Here is a 16,071-nt window from a genome sequence, read left to right as displayed (position 1 = left end):
GCACTGATGCAGCCGCGCTGACGCCTCACTGCAACACGATGACTGGTCACTTCCAGTGGCCACTCATTCGACTATCACAATCAATAATGAAAGGAGCCGCCATGACTGCTCACACCTTGCTCTCGACTCGCCAGTGGTCACGCCTTGCTTCCGTCACGACCGGGGGTACCCTGGCAAGTGTTCTCCTGGCTGCCGCAGTCGCCGTGCCTGTGGCCCAGGCCGACTTCCCCCAGCGCGACGTGCGAATGATCGTGCCGTGGCCGGCGGGAGGTGGTGCCGATGCCATCTCGCGCAAGATCAGTAATCTGGCCGAGCAGGCGCTGCCGACCTCTGTCTACGTCGAGAATATCGGTGGTGCTGTCACCGCGACCGGCCTGATGCAGTTGGCCAAGGCGCGTCCTGATGGCCACACCATCGGAGTGCTGACCTACGATAGCGTGGTGACCTTGCCGCGGGGCAATATGGTCCCGGGCTACTCGCTGGATAAGCTTGAACCCTTCGCCCGTGTGACCCAGGAGGCCGATGCCATCGTGGTGTCGAAGCAGTCTGGTTACGGCTCCTACGAAGAGCTGATCGAGGCGGCCCGAGCAAACCCCGGTACTGTGCGCATTGGTGTAGCGCCGGAAGGGTCTGGTCCTTACCTGGCGGTGCGCCGACTGGAGGCCGCGACCGGGGTGAGCTTCAACGTGATCTCCTATCCGGGATCCTCCACTGCGGAGGCCGAAGCCCTGTTGTCCGGAGAAATCGACGGAGCGATTTCGAGCCTGGGAGACTTCTCCGGCATCCTGTCCTCCGGCGATGCGCTGGGTGTGGTCGAACTGTCCGGTTCACAGAATCCTGCGTACCCGGAGGTCCCGCCGATCTCTGAGTTTGGCATCGATCTCGAGACCGGCAGTTTCATTGTCCTGGCGGCCCCCGCGAATACACCCGAGGACGTGATCGACACGCTGGAGTCCGCCTATCAGGACGCCTACGAAAGTGATGAGTTCCAGCAGTGGGTCACCAGCATTGGAGTGACGCCAGGGTGGCTGGGCAGCGAGGAGGTCGACGACTGGATCGCCAGCTACCAGCAGAGAACCTTTGCCGCGATGGATGAGCTGAACCTGTAAGCCTGACGCGAAGGTCGCCAGCATCTGGCGATCTTCGCCGATTGCCACCCACGGAAACGGATCAGAGGACCTTGGGAAGCGCTGAATACATCAGCCGAGCGCAATGAGAGGCTAGGCGCCCGCAGCGCAGCACCCGGAGCCTATGCGGTATAGGTGAGGAGTTCGAGCAGCGCGCAACGCAGCGACTCGTCCGCGCAGGCATGTATGCAGTGTTTCCCTTACGTCGCTGTCCGTTTCCGTTCCTACCCAATGATCATTGTGTGGTCGGCTCCTGGTTGCGGGGGCCGAGAGAGGTTCCCTATGTCCCGATTTTCTGTCCCCACGATGGCGCGTGCACTGGGCACCGGCGCCGCCTGCTTTCATGGTGTCCTGGCGCTGATGTCGCTCGGTTACCTCATCGTCACCTTGACCATGGGGCCACCGCTGCAAAACGGCAAGCTGACGCCGTCCTTCTTTCCTTTACTGATAGGTGCGCTGGCGAGCGTGCTGTGCCTGTTGCAATGGCGTTCTGCGGTTCACGAGAACCTTGCAGCGACAGCCTCGGACGCATCGCAAGCGACGGTGCAAGCGCGGGCACTTCGCTTTTCGCCTGAGCTTCTATTGATGCTCGCAACGCTGGTGTATGTCCTGGCCTTTCAGGGGATTGGCTACCTGCTGTCTACCCTGATCTACGTGCTGACGGTGATGATGCTGTTCTCTGGCGTCGATAGGTGGCTGTCGAAGGTAGCGATCGCCATGGCCATCACTGGGGTGGGCTACCTGCTGTTCCAGCAGATTTTCAATGTACGTCTACCGGCGCTATGGGGGTGAGCCATGGATTTTCTGACACAAGTGGTAGCGAGCTTTGCTCTGCTGCTCAACCCCACCGTACTGTTCTACGTGGTGGCCGGCTTTCTGATCGGCACGGTGTTTTCGGCGATTCCAGGACTCACCGCCACCCTGGCGTTGGCGCTGCTGCTGCCGCTGACCTATAGCCTTGACGTGACCACCGCGCTGATGGCCTGTGCCAGCATTTATATGGCCGGCATGTGCGGCGGCAGTATCACCGCCACTACCATCAATATACCCGGTGCTCCCTCGTCGATGATGACCGCCCTGGAAGGCTATCCCATGCAGCAGCGGGGCGAAGGTCCTCTGGCGCTGGGGCATGCCTCCTTCGCCTCGATGATCGGGGGCGTCTTCGGAGCGGTGCTGCTGGTGCTGCTGGCGCCCTTGATCGCTGACCTGTCGCTGCTGGTGCAGACCACTGGCAAGTGCGCGCTGATCCTGTTTGCGCTGATCGTGATTGTCATTGCCCAGCGGGGCAACGTCCGCCGTGCCGGCATTGCCGCGTGCCTCGGGTTGATGTTGGCGACGGTGGGGCTCGATGCCATGGTGCCGGTGGCCAGGTTCAGCTTTGGTAGCGGTGACCTGGCGGCAGGTATCGATCTGATGCCCGTCATTATCGGCACCTTTGCGATCAGTGAGCTACTGACCCAGTTGGCCGAGAACGACAAGGCCTTGAGTATTCGTGAGAAGTTGAAGGGGGTGGCAAAGATTCGCCGTCGCGACTTCATCCCTTCGCGCTCGGCGATTCGTCGTATCGGCGCCGCCTGCTACCTGAAATCCTCGACCATCGGCTACCTGGTCGGCACCCTGCCCGGCGCAGGTGGCTCCATGGGCGGCTTTCTGGCCTACGTGGAAGCGGTACGTACCTCGAAAGAGCCTGACACTTTCGGCAAGGGCAATCCCCAGGGAATTGCCGCAGCGGAAAGCGCCAACAATGCGGTGTGTGGCGGTGCCCTGGTGCCGATGCTGACCTTCGGTATACCGGGTGATCCGATTACCGCGATCGTGCTTGGCGTGCTAGTGATCAACGGCATCCAGCCCGGACCCCAGTTGATGGAGTCCCAGGCCGGGTTAATCGCCCCGATGCTGGCGGCCCTGATCTTCAGCGCCTTGATCCTGATTCCGTTGACGATGTACCTGCTGGGTCCGTACTTCATCCGTATTGTGCGCATTCGCCGCGACGTGCTGTTCGGCTCGATCGCCATGCTGGCAGTGGTGGGCAGCTATGTGGCCACTTACTCCACCTTCCAGATGATGATGACCCTGATCATGGGGGTGCTGGCCTTCTATCTGCGCAAGCACGGCTACCCGGTGGTAACCCTGCTGCTGGGTTTCATTCTCGGCCCAGGCCTGGAAGAGTACCTGCGGCGTGCGCTGACGTTGTCCAATGGCGACCTGACGGTGTTTGTGACCCAGCCTGATAGCCTGTTCTTCTTGGTGCTGACCGGCGTCTTTGTCTACTTCCTGGCAATCCGCAAGCCAGTACAGCTCAAACGTCGCGAAAGCACCGGCTGAGGGCGTCGATACCTGGCATACCTTCGCGCCTGATCCTGTCACGTCGACGGGGTCAGGCGTTTTGTTGCACGACCCCGAAGGCACGGCCGTGGCTGAATCAACTCGCCTTTGGGGGGAGCGAGAAGGGGCCATGGGCCGCCAGGCACCGATGACCGCTATCAACAAGAAGGCCCTCGCCGGTGGCGAGGGCCTTCTTGTCTTCGTGGTGGCGGTCTTCTCTTGGGTTCCGCGATCCTGGCAAGCGTGGCGGTTAGGCCTGTCTTTCGAAAGGCCTAGCCCTGGCGCTTGCCGTTGACCTGGCGTGGCAGGCCCAGCGGGTTGTCGGCCTTGAGACTGTCCGGCGCCAGCGCCTCGGGCAGCGCCTGATAGCACACCGGGCGCAAGAAACGCTGGATAGCGGCACTGCCCACCGATGTGGTGCGCGTGTCGGAGGTCGCGGGCCAGGGGCCGCCATGGACCATGGTGTGACACACCTCGACGCCGGTGGGCCAGCCGTTGAACAGGATGCGGCCAGCGCGGCGTTCGAGCAGTGGCAGTAACCGCTCGGCTAGCGCATGGTCGGCCTGGTCCAGGTGGACCGTGGCGGTTAGCTGGCCCTCCAGGGCGCTCAGCACCTGCGTCATCTGTTCTACCGACGCACATTCGACGATCAGTGCGCAGGCGCCGAACACCTCGTCGTGCAGTGCATCATTGCCGATGAACGCGCTGGCGCTGGTGCGGAAAAGGTGCGGCTGGCAGGGGCAGGCGAGGTGCCCGGTGTCCTTGCCCTTGGCGACCAGGGCAACGTCCGGCTGATCGGCGAGTTGGGCTACGCCCTGCTGGTAGGCGGCGTGAATGCCAGGAGTCAGCATCAACTGGGGGCGCGCCTCTCTGATCGCCTTGCCGGCCTGGTCGACAAAGCGTTCCAGGGCATGGCCGGACAGTGCCAGGATCAGGCCCGGGTTGGTGCAGAACTGCCCGGCTCCCATGGTCAGAGAAGCGACGAAGGCCTCACCCAGATCCTCAGCTGCCGTTTCCAGCTGGTGTGGCAACAGCAAAACAGGGTTGATGCTGCTCATCTCGGCGTAAACCGGGATCGGCTGCGGGCGCGCCTGGGCGGTGCGAAGCAGCGCAGTACCCCCAGTGCGTGAGCCGGTGAAGCCAACCGCCTGGATGCGTGGGTCCCGCACCAAGCCCTGACCGAGTTCGCGGCCGCTGCCGTAAAGCAGCGAGAAGACTCCCTCGGGCATGTCGCACTCCCGCGCGGCTTGCTGAACGGCACGTCCGACCAGCTCCGAGGTGCCTGGATGAGCGGAGTGAGCCTTGACGATCACTGGACAGCCCGCTGCGAGGGCAGAAGCGGTGTCGCCTCCTGCCACTGAGAATGCCAGCGGGAAGTTGCTGGCGCCAAATACCGCCACGGGACCCACTGGCACCTGCTGCTGAGCCAGCGCTGGGCGTGGCATGGGCGTGCGTTCAGGAAGGGCATCCTCCACGCGCACGCCCAGGAATTCGCCACTGCGCAGCACCTCGGCGAACAGCCGGAGCTGCCCGCAGGTGCGGCCGCGCTCGCCTTCCAGTCGGGCCTTGGGCAGGCCGGTCTCGGCCATGGCGCGCTCGGTCAGAGCATCACCCAGGGCATCGATGTGGTCGGCGATGGTGTCCAGAAAGCGGGCTCGATCGGCAAGTGGTAGCTGTCGGTATGGCAGGAAGGCATCTTCCGCCAGCTGGCAAGCTCGCTCGATCTCGGCGGCCCCCGCGCTGGGGTAGGTGGGTGACAGCATGTCTCCCGAGGCGGGATTGATGGCGGCGATACCGCGTTCGCCAACATCGCCTGCCAACGACCGGAAGCCGATCAACTGGTGTCCTTCAAGTGTCATGACCATCTCCTGTTCGAAGGGGCGCTCAGGGGCACATCTGGCCGCCGTTGACGTCGATCACCTGGCCGGTGATGTAACCGCTGGCGGCGTGGGAGGCCAGGAACAGGAACGACGGCGCCACTTCCTCGGAGGTGCCGACACGGCCCATGGCGATAGTGGAGGCGATTTTTGCCATCAGTTCGGGGCTCTTGTCGGCGTGGAAGGCGGTGTCGATGGTGCCCGGTGCGACGATGTTGAAGCGCACCTTGTCCTTGGTGAATTCCTTGACCCAGTTGCGGTGGAGGTTATGCAGCATGGCCTTGGAGCCGCCGTACAGAGAGGCGCCCAGGCCGCCGCCTTCGCGTCCGGCAATGGATCCGGTGCTGATGACGCTGGCGGTCTCTCCGCGCTTCTCGGCAGAGGCCTTCAGGTGCGGCATGGCGAAGCGGGTGGTCATGATCACCGAACGCAGGTTCAGGTCCATGACCAGGTTGAAGTCGTCGTCTTCAAGGGACTCGAGACCCTTGCGTACACCCAGGCCGCCGGCGTTGTTGACCAGCACGTCGAGGCTGCCGAACTGCTCGACGAATTCGTGGACCAGGGTCTCGCACTCGCCGCTCTTGGTCAGGTCGCGCTCATAGTAGGCGAAGCGCGCACCTTCAGACTCCAGCTGGGCGATCAGCTCCTCGGCGGCGGCGTCCTTCTGGCTGCTGTTGATGCCGACGATGGCACCTTCGCGAGCGAAGGCGACGGCGGCGGCGCGCCCGATGCCCTTGGTGGAGCCGGTGATAAGGACGGTCTTGTCGTTGAGGTCGGCGAACATGAAATGCTCCTGAACTAAGCGGGCCTGCGACAGGCCGCATCATGGGATGGTTCGGTGCGGGGAGGGCGCAGGGCGCCACCCTCGATGTTGTGCAGCCAACCTTAGCCCAGAGTCTTATGGTCTTCAAACAAATAAGGACAAGTGGGGCTCGTACTTTGGTCTCTATGGGGTGGTGAGTGGAGAGACCAAGTGCTGTGACAGGCTTGCGGTGCGGTTTGTTTGTAATTATGCAGAATTCTGTTTTACAACATTTTTATTCGATTTTTTGTGCGGATTTTTAAGCGCTTTTACGTCTAGGTGATGCGTTTGTCATGTCCCCGTTAGCATAAAGTATAAGTTGTAATAACTTGTCTGTTTTGCGGTCCGAGGGCACTCTTGCAAGCGTTCATTCCGGTGCTGAGCAAATGCGTTGACGCCGGAGCTTCCGACGCTAGCTGACAAGAGAGATAACCCATGCGAACGCTTCCACGCCTGCTATGTGCTTCCCTGCTGGTGGCGACCTCCTCGGTCGCGGTCGGTGACGACTATCCCACCAAGCCGATCACCCTGATTGTGCCCTGGTCTGCCGGCGGTGGCACCGACGCCGTGGGTCGACAGTTCGCTGCCGGGCTGCAGCAGGAGCTGGGGCAACCGGTCAATGTGGTCAACCGCACCGGCGGCTCCGGTGTGGTCGGTCACATGGCGATGAAGATGGCGCGTCCCGATGGCTACACCCTGGGCCTGGGTACCGCCGAGATCGCCACCTACCAGCACATCGGCACCGCGGATCTGTCCTACGAAGACTTTACCCCGATCGCGCTGCTCAACCTCGACTACGCCGCCTTTACCGTCAACGCCGAGGCGCCCTGGCAGAACCTGGAAGAGGCGCTGGCGGATCTGGCCGAGTCACCCAACGAGTACACCGTGTCGGGCTCCGCGCCGGGTGCCGCCTACCACCTGTCCTTCGCCGGCTTCCTCGATCAGCAAGGCATCGATCCCAACACCGTCAACCTGGTGCCCAGTGAGGGGGCGGCGCCAGGTCTGCAGGAGCTGGCTGCGGGCGGTGTCGATATTGTCTTCTCGTCGCTGCCGGAAACGGAGTCCATGCGTGAGTCTGATCGTGTGCGCACGCTGGCGGTGCTATCCAGCGAGCGTGAGGACGCCTTCCCCGATATTCCCGCCGCTGGCGAGGTGACCGGCGATGACTGGTCCCACGGTTCCTGGCGTGGCCTGGTCGGCCCCGAGGGGCTGCCAGAGGACGTCACCGAGCGCCTGCTGACCGCGGCTGAGGCCGTGTGGAACTCCGAGGACTTCCAGGCGTTCATGGAAGGCCGCGGTTTCGGTGCGGTATGGGAAGGACCGGAAGGCTTCGAGGCGTTCATGGCCGAACAGGACGCCAACAACGCATCCATCATCGACAAGCTGGGCCTGGCCCAGTGATCGACCTCCGGTCTTCACCTGCTGATGGTGGGTGGGGACCGTCAGTGACACTTTGTAGAAGCGCCGCTTGGGCGGCGCCTCTCCGCTGATGCGCCTGCATCAAGGAGACATGTCTCATGCGTACCAGTGATGCAATATCAGGAAGCATGGCGGCGGCCTTGGGGGCTGCCCTCATCGTGGCTTCTGCCGATTTGAGCCCATTGCCGCGGCAGGTCTACGGCGCCGGCACCTTTCCCAAGGTGGTCGGCGGGCTGTTGTTGCTGATGGGGGGCCTGTTGATCCTCAAGGGCTTGCGACAGCGCCAGGCGTTGGTGCGCTGGTCGGGCAAGGTGGCCGGGCGCCCCTTCCTGCTGGCGCTCGGTGCGGTGGTGGCGAGCGTCATTGCCTATGTGCTGCTGACTCCGCTGCTCGGCTTTCCGGTTGTGGCGGTGACGCTGTTGACGCTGCTGTTCCTGATGTATCACCGCCGCGGCTGGGGCCGCGCGCTGCTGATCGCGGTGATGGCGACGGCAGTGATCTGGATGCTGTTCGCCCAGGTGCTGCACGTCCCCCTGGCTCCCGGACTGCTTGAACAGGTGCTCTACTGATGAACGAATTACTGCAAGCTGCCTCCATGGTGCTCGACGCCGAGGTGATCCTGGTGATCATCGCGGCCTCCCTATTCGGGCTGTTCATGGGCGCTATTCCTGGTCTTACCGCGACCATGGCGACCGCCTTGCTGGTGCCGGTGACCTTTTTCATGGAGCCGCTGCCGGCGATCGCCGCCATCGTCTCAGCCACCGCCATGGCCATCGTCGCGGGTGATATACCTGGGGCGCTGCTGAGGATGCCGGGTACGCCGGCGTCTGCGGTCTATGCCGACGAGGCCTATCTTCTGGGCAAGAAGGGCAAGTTGGGGCTTGCCCTCGGCATCAACGTCACCTGCTCGATGCTGGGTGGCATTATTGGCGTAGCGGTGCTTGCCCTGTTTGCCCCGCGGATCGCTGAATTTGCGCTGCAATTCACCAGTGACGAGTATTTTTGGCTGGCCTTGTTGGGGCTGTCCTGCGCCATCCTGGTGGCCGGTGGCGATCCGCTCAAGGGCGCTATTTCGATGCTGATCGGCCTGTCTCTGGCGATGGTCGGCATGGACAGCGTGTCCGGCCAGATGCGCTTCACCATGGGCAGCTATGACCTGCTTGCCGGTATCTCGCTGCTGCCGGTGCTGATTGGTTTGTTTGCCATTACTGAACTGCTGCGCAGCCTGCCTGGGGCGGGACAGAGCGCCGCTAACGTGGAGACGCCCAAGGGCAAGCTGCTGGACGGCGTTGCCGGGACAACCTGGCGCTACAAGGGTGGCGTTGCCCGAGGGGGCCTGCTTGGCACCATGATCGGAGCGCTACCCGGCGCTGGCGCTGATATCGCGTCCTGGATCAGTTATGCCATCAGCCGCAAGCTATCCCGTGAACCACAGAAGTACGGTACCGGTCATCCAGAGGGGCTGGTCTCGGCCAGCGCCGCCAACAACGCGGCCCTGTCCGGCGCCTATATCCCGGCGCTGGTGTTCGGCATTCCCGGGGATACCGTCACCGCGATCATCATCGGCGTGCTGACCACCAAGGGCATCACCCCGGGCCCGGACGTCTTCACCGAGCAGGGTGCCCTGGTCAACGCCATTTTCATGGTGTTCGTGCTGGCCAATCTGCTGCTGCTGCCGCTGGGGCTGATGGCGATCAAGGGGGCCGGCAGGTTGCTGGCGGTGCCCACAGGGGTTCTCTACCCATTGATCCTGATGTTTTGTATCGTGGGTGCCTTCTCTGCCAACAACAGCATGTTCGACGTCTGGATCATGCTCGGCCTGGGGCTGGTCGGGGTCTTCCTGATGGAGAACGACTTCCCGCTGGGTCCGCTGATTCTGGCCTTTATCCTCGGCCCCATCATCGAGAGCAACTTCATGCGCTCGATCCTCAAGTCCGACGGCGACCTGATGGCCTTCGTCGACCGGCCCATCGCCATGGTGCTGGCGGGGCTGGCGATCCTGACCTGGACTCTGATCATCGCCAACGGCATCTGGAAGGGGCGTCAGGCAGGCAGGCCTGGCAAGGCCAAGACGGTGGCCTGAGCGGGGAAATGCGCCAGTGTTAGGGCAAGGAACGGCGAAAGGCGCCCGGGTGCGACCTCAAGGTCCAGTGCAGGGCGCCGTTTGCGATGGTAAAAAGGGAGGGGGCCACGGCGGAGTGACGAGCCGGACGGGCAACTTCCAGGGAACAAGAGATCCGGAGCAAGGCAAGATGGCATTAGAGGCGAAATTTTCACTGGCTTCGGCGGTCTACGAGAAGATTCTGGAAGCGATCATCGAAGGCCAGTATCCGGTCAATGAGAAGTTGCCCACCGAGGCGCAGCTGTGCCGTCGCTATGAAGTCTCTCGTCCGGTGCTGCGCGATGCCCTGGCCCGACTCAAGGAGGATGAGCTGGTGGTGTCCCGGCGCGGCTCCGGCAGCTTTGTCATTCGTCAGCCTGATAGCGCGGTGCTCAAGTTTGCGCCTATCTCAAGCATTGCCGACATTCAGCGCTGCTTTGAGTTTCGCACCAACGTCGAAGCGCGGGCAGCGCATCTGGCGGCGTTGCGACGCACCCAGGAACAGCTCGACCAGATTCGTCGCTGCTACGACATCATCGATGAGGCCAATGCTCGTCACGATCTGGCTACCGACGAAGACTATCGCTTCCATCTGGCGATTACCGAAGCGGCAAGCAACCACTACTACACCACCGTATTGAAGTCGCTCAACGAGAGTATCAAGGAAGGGATGAACCTGACTCGTGGGCTGTCACTGATGGCGTCGCAGGCGCGCCTGCGACTGGTACAGGACGAACATCTGGCCATCGTCGACGCCATCGCCGCCAAGGATGGAGAGGCTGCGGAAGCCGCCATGCGCGCCCATATCGACAATGCCCGACATCGGATGTTTGAAGGCACGCGTTAGCCACTCGTCTGGCGTGCGCCTGGCAGGCCCCATGGAATCGATGAACCCTCAGCAGCCGGCTATCGCCAGAACGTCCACCAGCGACGCTCCTTGCCCGTCGGGCGCCGGACGTGCAGGGCATCGATGAAGGGATTGATGTCGTGAGTCAGGGTGAGAAAAGCCCGATCCACCGCAGCTCTACCATATTGCGCTTCCAATTCGGCCCACCTGGCCTCTGGCAGCACGCTGAAGGCCAGGGTATCGCTGCCTTCCGATTCCCATACCATTCTGATGCTGTAGTCAGGGGCCATCAGTTCGTTGATCGTCATCAACGTGATGTGCCGGTCCCCCGGTGACTGGGTCAGCGGCACTGCCCGTGACCGTTCTGCGTAGGTGATGGTCAGCACGTCGTCGACCCAGTGGGAGCCCAGCATACCGGTGTGGGCGACGGCCTCGCAGTAGTCAGCCAGCACGGCGTCGTCATCTCGCCAGTCGACCCAGAAGACCTCTTTGTCATCGGCCAGCAGAAGATCAAAGATATCATCGGTCGGTTCAGTGATGAGTTTCTCTACCAGGTCCATGGGATTCCTCCATGTCAGAGAGGGGCTGGTGATCGCAGGCTGGAGATTGTCGAGGCCGTCAGAGGTCAGGCAACGAGAACGGGGTGAGTGTCGATGTTTCCTGCTGCATGAGAGGAGAGTGATACTCGAGTCTACCGCCGGGCAGGGGCGATAGAGCAAGCTTGGGAACAAGATCTCGGCGTTGCCGCATAGTTCCTGCGAACGTTGCCAGGGTGGCTTCAGATGTTGGCTCCCGCGAGGTGTATCTGGGGACGAGACAAGTATCTGGCTGGGTAGCGAGTGCTGAATCCCGAGGCGAGTGTCGGCACTGCGTCGATAAAGAAGGCTCCGCCGGGAGACTGCTGCGGGACGGAGCCTTGTATGGATTGCGGACGGACCTAAAGCCAACCGAACAGCAGCGGGTCCAGCAAGCCTTGCGGGTAGGTCAGGGTGAGGAAGGTTGCCATGCTGACCAGGAATCCCGTCACCCCCATGGCCATCAGCAGGGCCAACCACCACCGCAGCTTGGCAATAGCCAGCAGGAAGACCAGAGTGAACAGCGTGGCGGTGGTGATAAAGCCGATCGAGAGCATGGCACCGACCAGCGCAAAGAACCCGATGAGCCAGACGCTTTCACGCCCCAGACCTTGCTGCTGCCAGCGGGGACGTCGAATCACGCTGCGTGCCACTTCCGCCAGACAGGCCACGGCCATGATGGCGATGGCCAGGCGGGGCATGATGCCGCCGATGAGTGACAGCTCGGAGACGTTGATCCAGGCGCTGGCCGCCAGGACCAGCAGGGCCACCAGCAGGATGATGTCGATGATGCCGAGCTGATGCGGCGGCTTGTCGTCGTTGGTCTGGGTAGCAGCGGCCCCGACAGACATGGCCTGGCGGCGTTTCTTGACGCCGGCACCAATGATCGGGATGAACAGCGCAGCCAGGATCATGGCGCCGATGATCAGCACACCGGGACGCAGGAAGGCGTCAGCACCCTGAAACTGTACCGCCTGGTAGAAGTAGGCCTCCGCCCCAGGGGCGAGGACGAAGCCGATCAGGAAGGCGGGGCGTGACCAGTTGGCGCGCTTGAACAGCACGCCGATGACGCCGATGGCACCCAGCGCCAACAGATCACCGGTGGCTCGCGTCGCCTGGAAGGCGGCGAAGATGATGAGCACGGTGATCAAGGGTGCCAGGGTGGCGAAGGGCACCCGGGTCAGGTTGGCCACCGGGCGTGCCAGGAGCAAGCACATGGCGGCGCCAAGGATGTTGGCAAGGGCCAGTGACCAGATGATGGTGTACGTCAGATCAAGATGGGTCTCGATCATGCCAACGCCAGGTTGCAGGCCCAGCAGCAAGAGACCGCCGAGAAACACGGCGGCAGTGCCCGAGCCCGGTACCCCGAACAGCAGCGTTGGTACCATGGCGCCACAGGCGCAGGCGTTGTTGGCGGATTCCGGGGCGATGACGCCACGAATGTCGCCCTTGCCAAATGCGGACTTGTCCTTGGCGGCCTGGACCGCATGACCATAGGTCAGCCAGTCGACGACAGAGCCCGCCAGGCCAGGAATGGTGCCCACCAGGCTGCCGATGGCGGCGCAGCGGGCGACCAGGCCACGCTGTTGGCCAACATCCTGGATGCCGCGGCGCCAGCCTTCACCAAGGCGGCAGGGCTTTTCGGCGATAGCGCCACGTTTGACCAGCAGGTCGATGATCTCGGGCAGGGCGAAGATGCCCAGGCCGACAACGACCAGGGGCAGGCCATCAAACAGGTAATCGATGTCCAGATTGAGACGAAACTCACCGGTGGCCGGGGCCATGCCGATACCGCCTACCAGCAGGCCGAGCCCGCAGGCGGCAAGCCCCTTGAACAGATCTGCGCCTGACAGCACCGCCACCATGGACAGGCCAAGCAGCGTCAGCATGAACAGCTCTGATGACGAGAAGGACAGTACCAGCGGACGGGCGATCAGGATAAATCCGGTCAGCACCACCGCACCAATCAGGCCACCGATCATGGAGGACAGGAAGGCGCTGGACAGGGCCCGGGCTGCCTGGCCCTTCTTGGCCAACGAGAAACCGTCGATAACGGTGGCTTGAGAGGCGCTGGAGCCAGGGATGCCGAGCAGCACGGAGGCAAAGGTGTCGCCCGTCGGAATGACGGCGACCAGACCCATCAGCATGCCCAGTGCCACCGTAGGCTCCATGCCGTAGAGGAAAGGGAGCAGCAGGGACATGCCAGCGATGCCCCCGAGTCCGGGAATGATGCCGACGATCAGGCCGACCATCACCCCCAGCAGCATGAACAGCATATGGGACAGGGTGAACAACTGTCCCAGGCTGGAGAGGAAGATATCAAGCATGGCGTTGGACTCTCGTATTGTCGTAGCGCTGGGGCGTGCCCCCAGCGCTGTTATCGTCACGTTGTTGTAGTCGATCTGTAAGCCGAGCGGTGAGCCGAGCTATAGCCGAGTTCTTTTCGGCAGACCTAATAGAGAGGCTGCTGTTAGTCGCTGATAGCGCCGGAGTCCGCTGGTATCTGCAGGAGGACTGCGCGGCGCTTGGGCCATTCAGATCTGGGCGTTGTGTTTTTCCTTCAGCCAGTGGGTGAGCCACTCACGGGTCGCATCATCAATGCTCATGGCGTCTTCCAGGTGGCGCTGGATGACCTCGCCGACCACCGGATCATAGGGTCCCAGCTGAGCTTCAGCGTCCTGCCTGAAGGCGTCGGTAGCGATGAACTCGCGTGCTGCGTCACGATAGGTCTCGATCAGGTCTGCCGGGGTGTCCTTGGGGACCACAATCAGCTTCTGCAGCGCGTAGCCCGAGGCGAAGAACTTGCGAAAGGCTTCGTAGGCAGGGCCTGTTGGCGCTTCGCCGTGGCGGGCGGCGTAGACTTCATTGAAGGTGGGCAGGTCGGGGAAGGCGGGGTCACGTACGATCTCGCCTTCATCGTTAAGCAGCCCCAACGAAAACAGCGGGACTGCCTTGCCGGACTCCACCAGCGGCAGGACGTTGCTCAAGTAGGCTGAGCTGGTTTGAAAGTCGATGTCGGCCTCACCTCGCTCGAAGGCCAGTCGACCTTCGCCACGGCTGCGCATGCCGAATACGGCCTGGACGTCGGCGCCCAGCAGATCCAGAGCGATCAGTACTGGCAGTTCCAGGCCGGTCGGGTTCTGGGCGGCGATCTTGATCTGCTGGTCGAGCATCGCATCAATAATGGCATCGGCGTCTTCGCCGAGACTCGGCTGGCCGTAAACCACGCCGCCAGTAGGCGTGGCCAGGATCGGCGTCCATTCCTGGTAGTCGTAGCGAACGCGGCGGTCATCCAGCATGGCCGGGTACTGAGTCGATGCAGAGGTGCCTAGCCAGTGGGAGCCATCCGCCTTGGCCCGCATGGCGAACAGGTTGGCTCCGTTGATCGAGCCTCCACCTGGGACGTTATCAATCATGATGGTGGGTTCGCCGGGCAGGTAGTCGCTGAGCCAGGGCGCGAAGAAGCGAGCCCACACGTCGGTGCCGCCACCGACGCCAAAAGGCACCGTCCATTTGATGTTGCCAGGAACATCGGCGTCATCGGCGTGGGCTGTGCCGCAGAGCGTCGCAGCGGACACGGCGAGGCCTAGTAGGGTGGCGCGGGCCATGCCGCGAAGCCCGAAGACTGAGGACAATGGCTTCGAGGAAGAAGGCTTCGACGAGACGTTCTGTAGCGAGAAGTTCTGTAGCGAGAAGTGCTGGAGCGAGAGGTGCTGTAAAGAGACAAGCTTTGGCTTGGTCATGGCGTGGTTCCTTCTGTGTTGTCGTTGTCAGGGGCCTGCCGTTGTCGGCAGTGCCCGTAGCGCTGACATCATCGTCATGCGACGAGGCCAGAGCGGGATCGGGTTGAGTCGGATCAATCGGGCAGGGCGTAGAACAGGGTGCCGGCCATGATCTTGCGCGCGGTACGGATCAGCGAGGCGCGCGCGATGTCGGTGGCGTTGCCGCCGCGGTGCTCGACTTCCAGATCAATGAAGCCTGATGGGTGTTCGATACTGACCCGGGAGGCCAGCTCGTTGGCTTCCAGTGATCCCGCGCCAACGGCGATCAGATTCGCTACGGTTCCCGGCACGCTGACTGACGACGCGACGGCGATGGCGCCGGTCACGGCGATGGCCTTATGACAGCGATGGGGCACGAAATAGCGGGCGCACAGGGTGCGTCCCTGTTCCAGTGCAGGGGACACCAGCACCGGCTTTGGTAGCACGCTCTGGCTGACATCGCCCAGGCCCATCAGCTCGCCGGCGTGTCGGCGGAGGCGCTCTATACGCGCCAGCAGCTGACTGTTCGCGTCCAGCTGGTCAGGGGGCTCGTGCCCCGTCAGCCCCAGCTCTTCCGCTCTGATCATGATGATGGGCGTCGCCGCGTCGAGGCAGCTCACGGCGACGCCATCGATCAGATCCACCACATTGCCGGTGGGGAGAAGGCCACAGGTCTTGGTCCCGACGATATCAAGAAAGCTCAGTTGAATGGCCGACGAGGTCCCGGGAACGCCGCTGATACGGGTGTCGCCATCGTAGAGAACCTGGCCGCCCTGGGTCGGGACATGGCACTCGATCAAGCGCTGCGTATTCAGGTTGCGCACCCTTACCAGCGTAAAATCCGGCTGCGGTTCCACCAGGCCGGACTCAATCGCGTAGGGCCCCACCGCCGACAGCATGTTGCCGCAGTTGGGATTGAAGTCGACGCGGTGATTGAGCACGTCGACCTGGGCAAACAGGTAGTCCACGTCGGCATCGGGATGCGCCGAGCGCTCAACGATGGCGACCTTGCTGGTCAGTGGGTCGCCACCCCCTATGCCATCGATCTGTAGGGCATGACCGGATCCCATCAGGCTGATCAGAATATCTGCCCGAGCCTTCTCATCCTCGGGAAGGTCTGACATGCGCAGGAAGGGGCCTCTGGAAGTGCCGCCTCGCATGATCATGCAGGGGATGCTGTTCATCATGGTGATGTCACGTCGTTGTTGGAGGTCATGACAGCAGCTTGTCACCAGGC

13 protein-coding genes are annotated in these 16,071 nt (G+C 62.6%); 7 read left to right on the top strand and 6 right to left on the bottom strand.

Translation table 11 applies throughout. The features are described from left to right. Positions 1-101 precede the first annotated feature (101 nt). The 3 genes from JF545_RS12810 to JF545_RS12800 all read left to right on the top strand — a co-directional run bounded on the left by JF545_RS12810 (position 102) and on the right by JF545_RS12800 (position 3,452). The gene (locus JF545_RS12810) at positions 102-1,109 is read left to right on the top strand and encodes a Bug family tripartite tricarboxylate transporter substrate binding protein (RefSeq protein WP_206942664.1); all 1,008 of its coding nucleotides are present in this window, start codon (positions 102-104) and stop codon (positions 1,107-1,109) included. Between the two features lie 300 nt (positions 1,110-1,409). After that, positions 1,410-1,919: a tripartite tricarboxylate transporter TctB family protein gene (locus tag JF545_RS12805; protein WP_206942663.1), complete on the top strand. Its 510-nt coding sequence runs from the start codon at positions 1,410-1,412 to the stop codon at positions 1,917-1,919. Between the two features lie 3 nt (positions 1,920-1,922). Further along, positions 1,923-3,452: a tripartite tricarboxylate transporter permease gene (locus JF545_RS12800; protein WP_206942661.1), complete on the top strand. Its 1,530-nt coding sequence runs from the start codon at positions 1,923-1,925 to the stop codon at positions 3,450-3,452. A gap of 272 nt (positions 3,453-3,724) precedes the next feature. Here the strand turns inward: JF545_RS12800 and JF545_RS12795 are convergent, their stop codons facing one another. Next, positions 3,725-5,311, bottom strand: coding sequence for an aldehyde dehydrogenase (NADP(+)) (locus JF545_RS12795; RefSeq protein ID WP_206942659.1), 1,587 nt, complete (start codon positions 5,309-5,311; stop codon positions 3,725-3,727). Between the two features lie 25 nt (positions 5,312-5,336). Beyond that, positions 5,337-6,113 carry an SDR family NAD(P)-dependent oxidoreductase gene (locus JF545_RS12790; protein ID WP_206942657.1) on the bottom strand — a complete coding sequence of 259 codons (777 nt, stop codon included), beginning with the start codon at positions 6,111-6,113 and terminating at the stop codon, positions 5,337-5,339. Between the two features lie 453 nt (positions 6,114-6,566). Between JF545_RS12790 and JF545_RS12785 the strand changes: the two genes are divergently transcribed. The 4 genes from JF545_RS12785 (at position 6,567) to JF545_RS12770 (ending at position 10,498) form a co-directional block, all read left to right on the top strand. After that, complete coding sequence (locus JF545_RS12785; RefSeq protein WP_206942656.1) at positions 6,567-7,532, top strand: Bug family tripartite tricarboxylate transporter substrate binding protein; 966 nt, start codon at positions 6,567-6,569, stop codon at positions 7,530-7,532. A 116-nt stretch (positions 7,533-7,648) separates the two neighbouring features. After that, positions 7,649-8,119, top strand: coding sequence for a tripartite tricarboxylate transporter TctB family protein (locus JF545_RS12780; protein ID WP_206942653.1), 471 nt, complete (start codon positions 7,649-7,651; stop codon positions 8,117-8,119). Further along, positions 8,119-9,633, top strand: coding sequence for a tripartite tricarboxylate transporter permease (locus tag JF545_RS12775; protein WP_242520858.1), 1,515 nt, complete (start codon positions 8,119-8,121; stop codon positions 9,631-9,633). The genes JF545_RS12780 and JF545_RS12775 overlap by 1 nt, the downstream gene beginning before the upstream one ends. A gap of 169 nt (positions 9,634-9,802) precedes the next feature. Then, the gene (locus JF545_RS12770; RefSeq protein WP_206942652.1) at positions 9,803-10,498 is read left to right on the top strand and encodes a FadR/GntR family transcriptional regulator; all 696 of its coding nucleotides are present in this window, start codon (positions 9,803-9,805) and stop codon (positions 10,496-10,498) included. A 59-nt stretch (positions 10,499-10,557) separates the two neighbouring features. Here JF545_RS12770 and JF545_RS12765 read toward each other — a convergent pair whose 3' ends face one another. The 4 genes from JF545_RS12765 to JF545_RS12750 all read right to left on the bottom strand — a co-directional run bounded on the left by JF545_RS12765 (position 10,558) and on the right by JF545_RS12750 (position 16,021). Next, positions 10,558-11,058, bottom strand: coding sequence for a hypothetical protein (locus JF545_RS12765; RefSeq protein ID WP_206942650.1), 501 nt, complete (start codon positions 11,056-11,058; stop codon positions 10,558-10,560). A 377-nt stretch (positions 11,059-11,435) separates the two neighbouring features. Further along, positions 11,436-13,400, bottom strand: a complete 1,965-nt coding sequence (locus JF545_RS12760; protein ID WP_206942648.1) for a tripartite tricarboxylate transporter permease — start codon at positions 13,398-13,400, stop codon at positions 11,436-11,438. Between the two features lie 207 nt (positions 13,401-13,607). After that, on the bottom strand, positions 13,608-14,816 hold the full coding sequence (locus JF545_RS12755) for a Bug family tripartite tricarboxylate transporter substrate binding protein (protein ID WP_242520857.1): 1,209 nt from the start codon (positions 14,814-14,816) through the stop codon (positions 13,608-13,610). Between the two features lie 113 nt (positions 14,817-14,929). Then, positions 14,930-16,021, bottom strand: coding sequence for a 4-oxalomesaconate tautomerase (locus tag JF545_RS12750; RefSeq protein WP_206942646.1), 1,092 nt, complete (start codon positions 16,019-16,021; stop codon positions 14,930-14,932). Positions 16,022-16,071: the final 50 nt, after the last annotated feature.

The sequence above is a fragment of the Halomonas litopenaei genome (assembly GCF_017303055.1).
Classification (GTDB): Bacteria; Pseudomonadota; Gammaproteobacteria; order Pseudomonadales; family Halomonadaceae; genus Halomonas; species Halomonas litopenaei_A.
Note: the sequence above shows the minus strand (reverse complement) of the source record. Positions and strands in the feature narration are given on the sequence as shown.

Bases quoted from the DNA above. Each gene is read 5' to 3' on its own strand.
- JF545_RS12810 (WP_206942664.1), top strand. From the start codon at position 102: ATGACTGCTCACACCTTGCTCTCGACTCGCCAGTGGTCACGCCTTGCT.
- JF545_RS12805 (WP_206942663.1), top strand. From the start codon at position 1,410: ATGTCCCGATTTTCTGTCCCCACGATGGCGCGTGCACTGGGCACCGGC.
- JF545_RS12800 (WP_206942661.1), top strand. From the start codon at position 1,923: ATGGATTTTCTGACACAAGTGGTAGCGAGCTTTGCTCTGCTGCTCAAC.
- JF545_RS12795 (WP_206942659.1), bottom strand. From the start codon at position 5,311: ATGACACTTGAAGGACACCAGTTGATCGGCTTCCGGTCGTTGGCAGGC.
- JF545_RS12790 (WP_206942657.1), bottom strand. From the start codon at position 6,113: ATGTTCGCCGACCTCAACGACAAGACCGTCCTTATCACCGGCTCCACC.
- JF545_RS12785 (WP_206942656.1), top strand. From the start codon at position 6,567: ATGCGAACGCTTCCACGCCTGCTATGTGCTTCCCTGCTGGTGGCGACC.
- JF545_RS12780 (WP_206942653.1), top strand. From the start codon at position 7,649: ATGCGTACCAGTGATGCAATATCAGGAAGCATGGCGGCGGCCTTGGGG.
- JF545_RS12775 (WP_242520858.1), top strand. From the start codon at position 8,119: ATGAACGAATTACTGCAAGCTGCCTCCATGGTGCTCGACGCCGAGGTG.
- JF545_RS12770 (WP_206942652.1), top strand. From the start codon at position 9,803: ATGGCATTAGAGGCGAAATTTTCACTGGCTTCGGCGGTCTACGAGAAG.
- JF545_RS12765 (WP_206942650.1), bottom strand. From the start codon at position 11,058: ATGGACCTGGTAGAGAAACTCATCACTGAACCGACCGATGATATCTTT.
- JF545_RS12760 (WP_206942648.1), bottom strand. From the start codon at position 13,400: ATGCTTGATATCTTCCTCTCCAGCCTGGGACAGTTGTTCACCCTGTCC.
- JF545_RS12755 (WP_242520857.1), bottom strand. From the start codon at position 14,816: ATGACCAAGCCAAAGCTTGTCTCTTTACAGCACCTCTCGCTCCAGCAC.
- JF545_RS12750 (WP_206942646.1), bottom strand. From the start codon at position 16,021: ATGATGAACAGCATCCCCTGCATGATCATGCGAGGCGGCACTTCCAGA.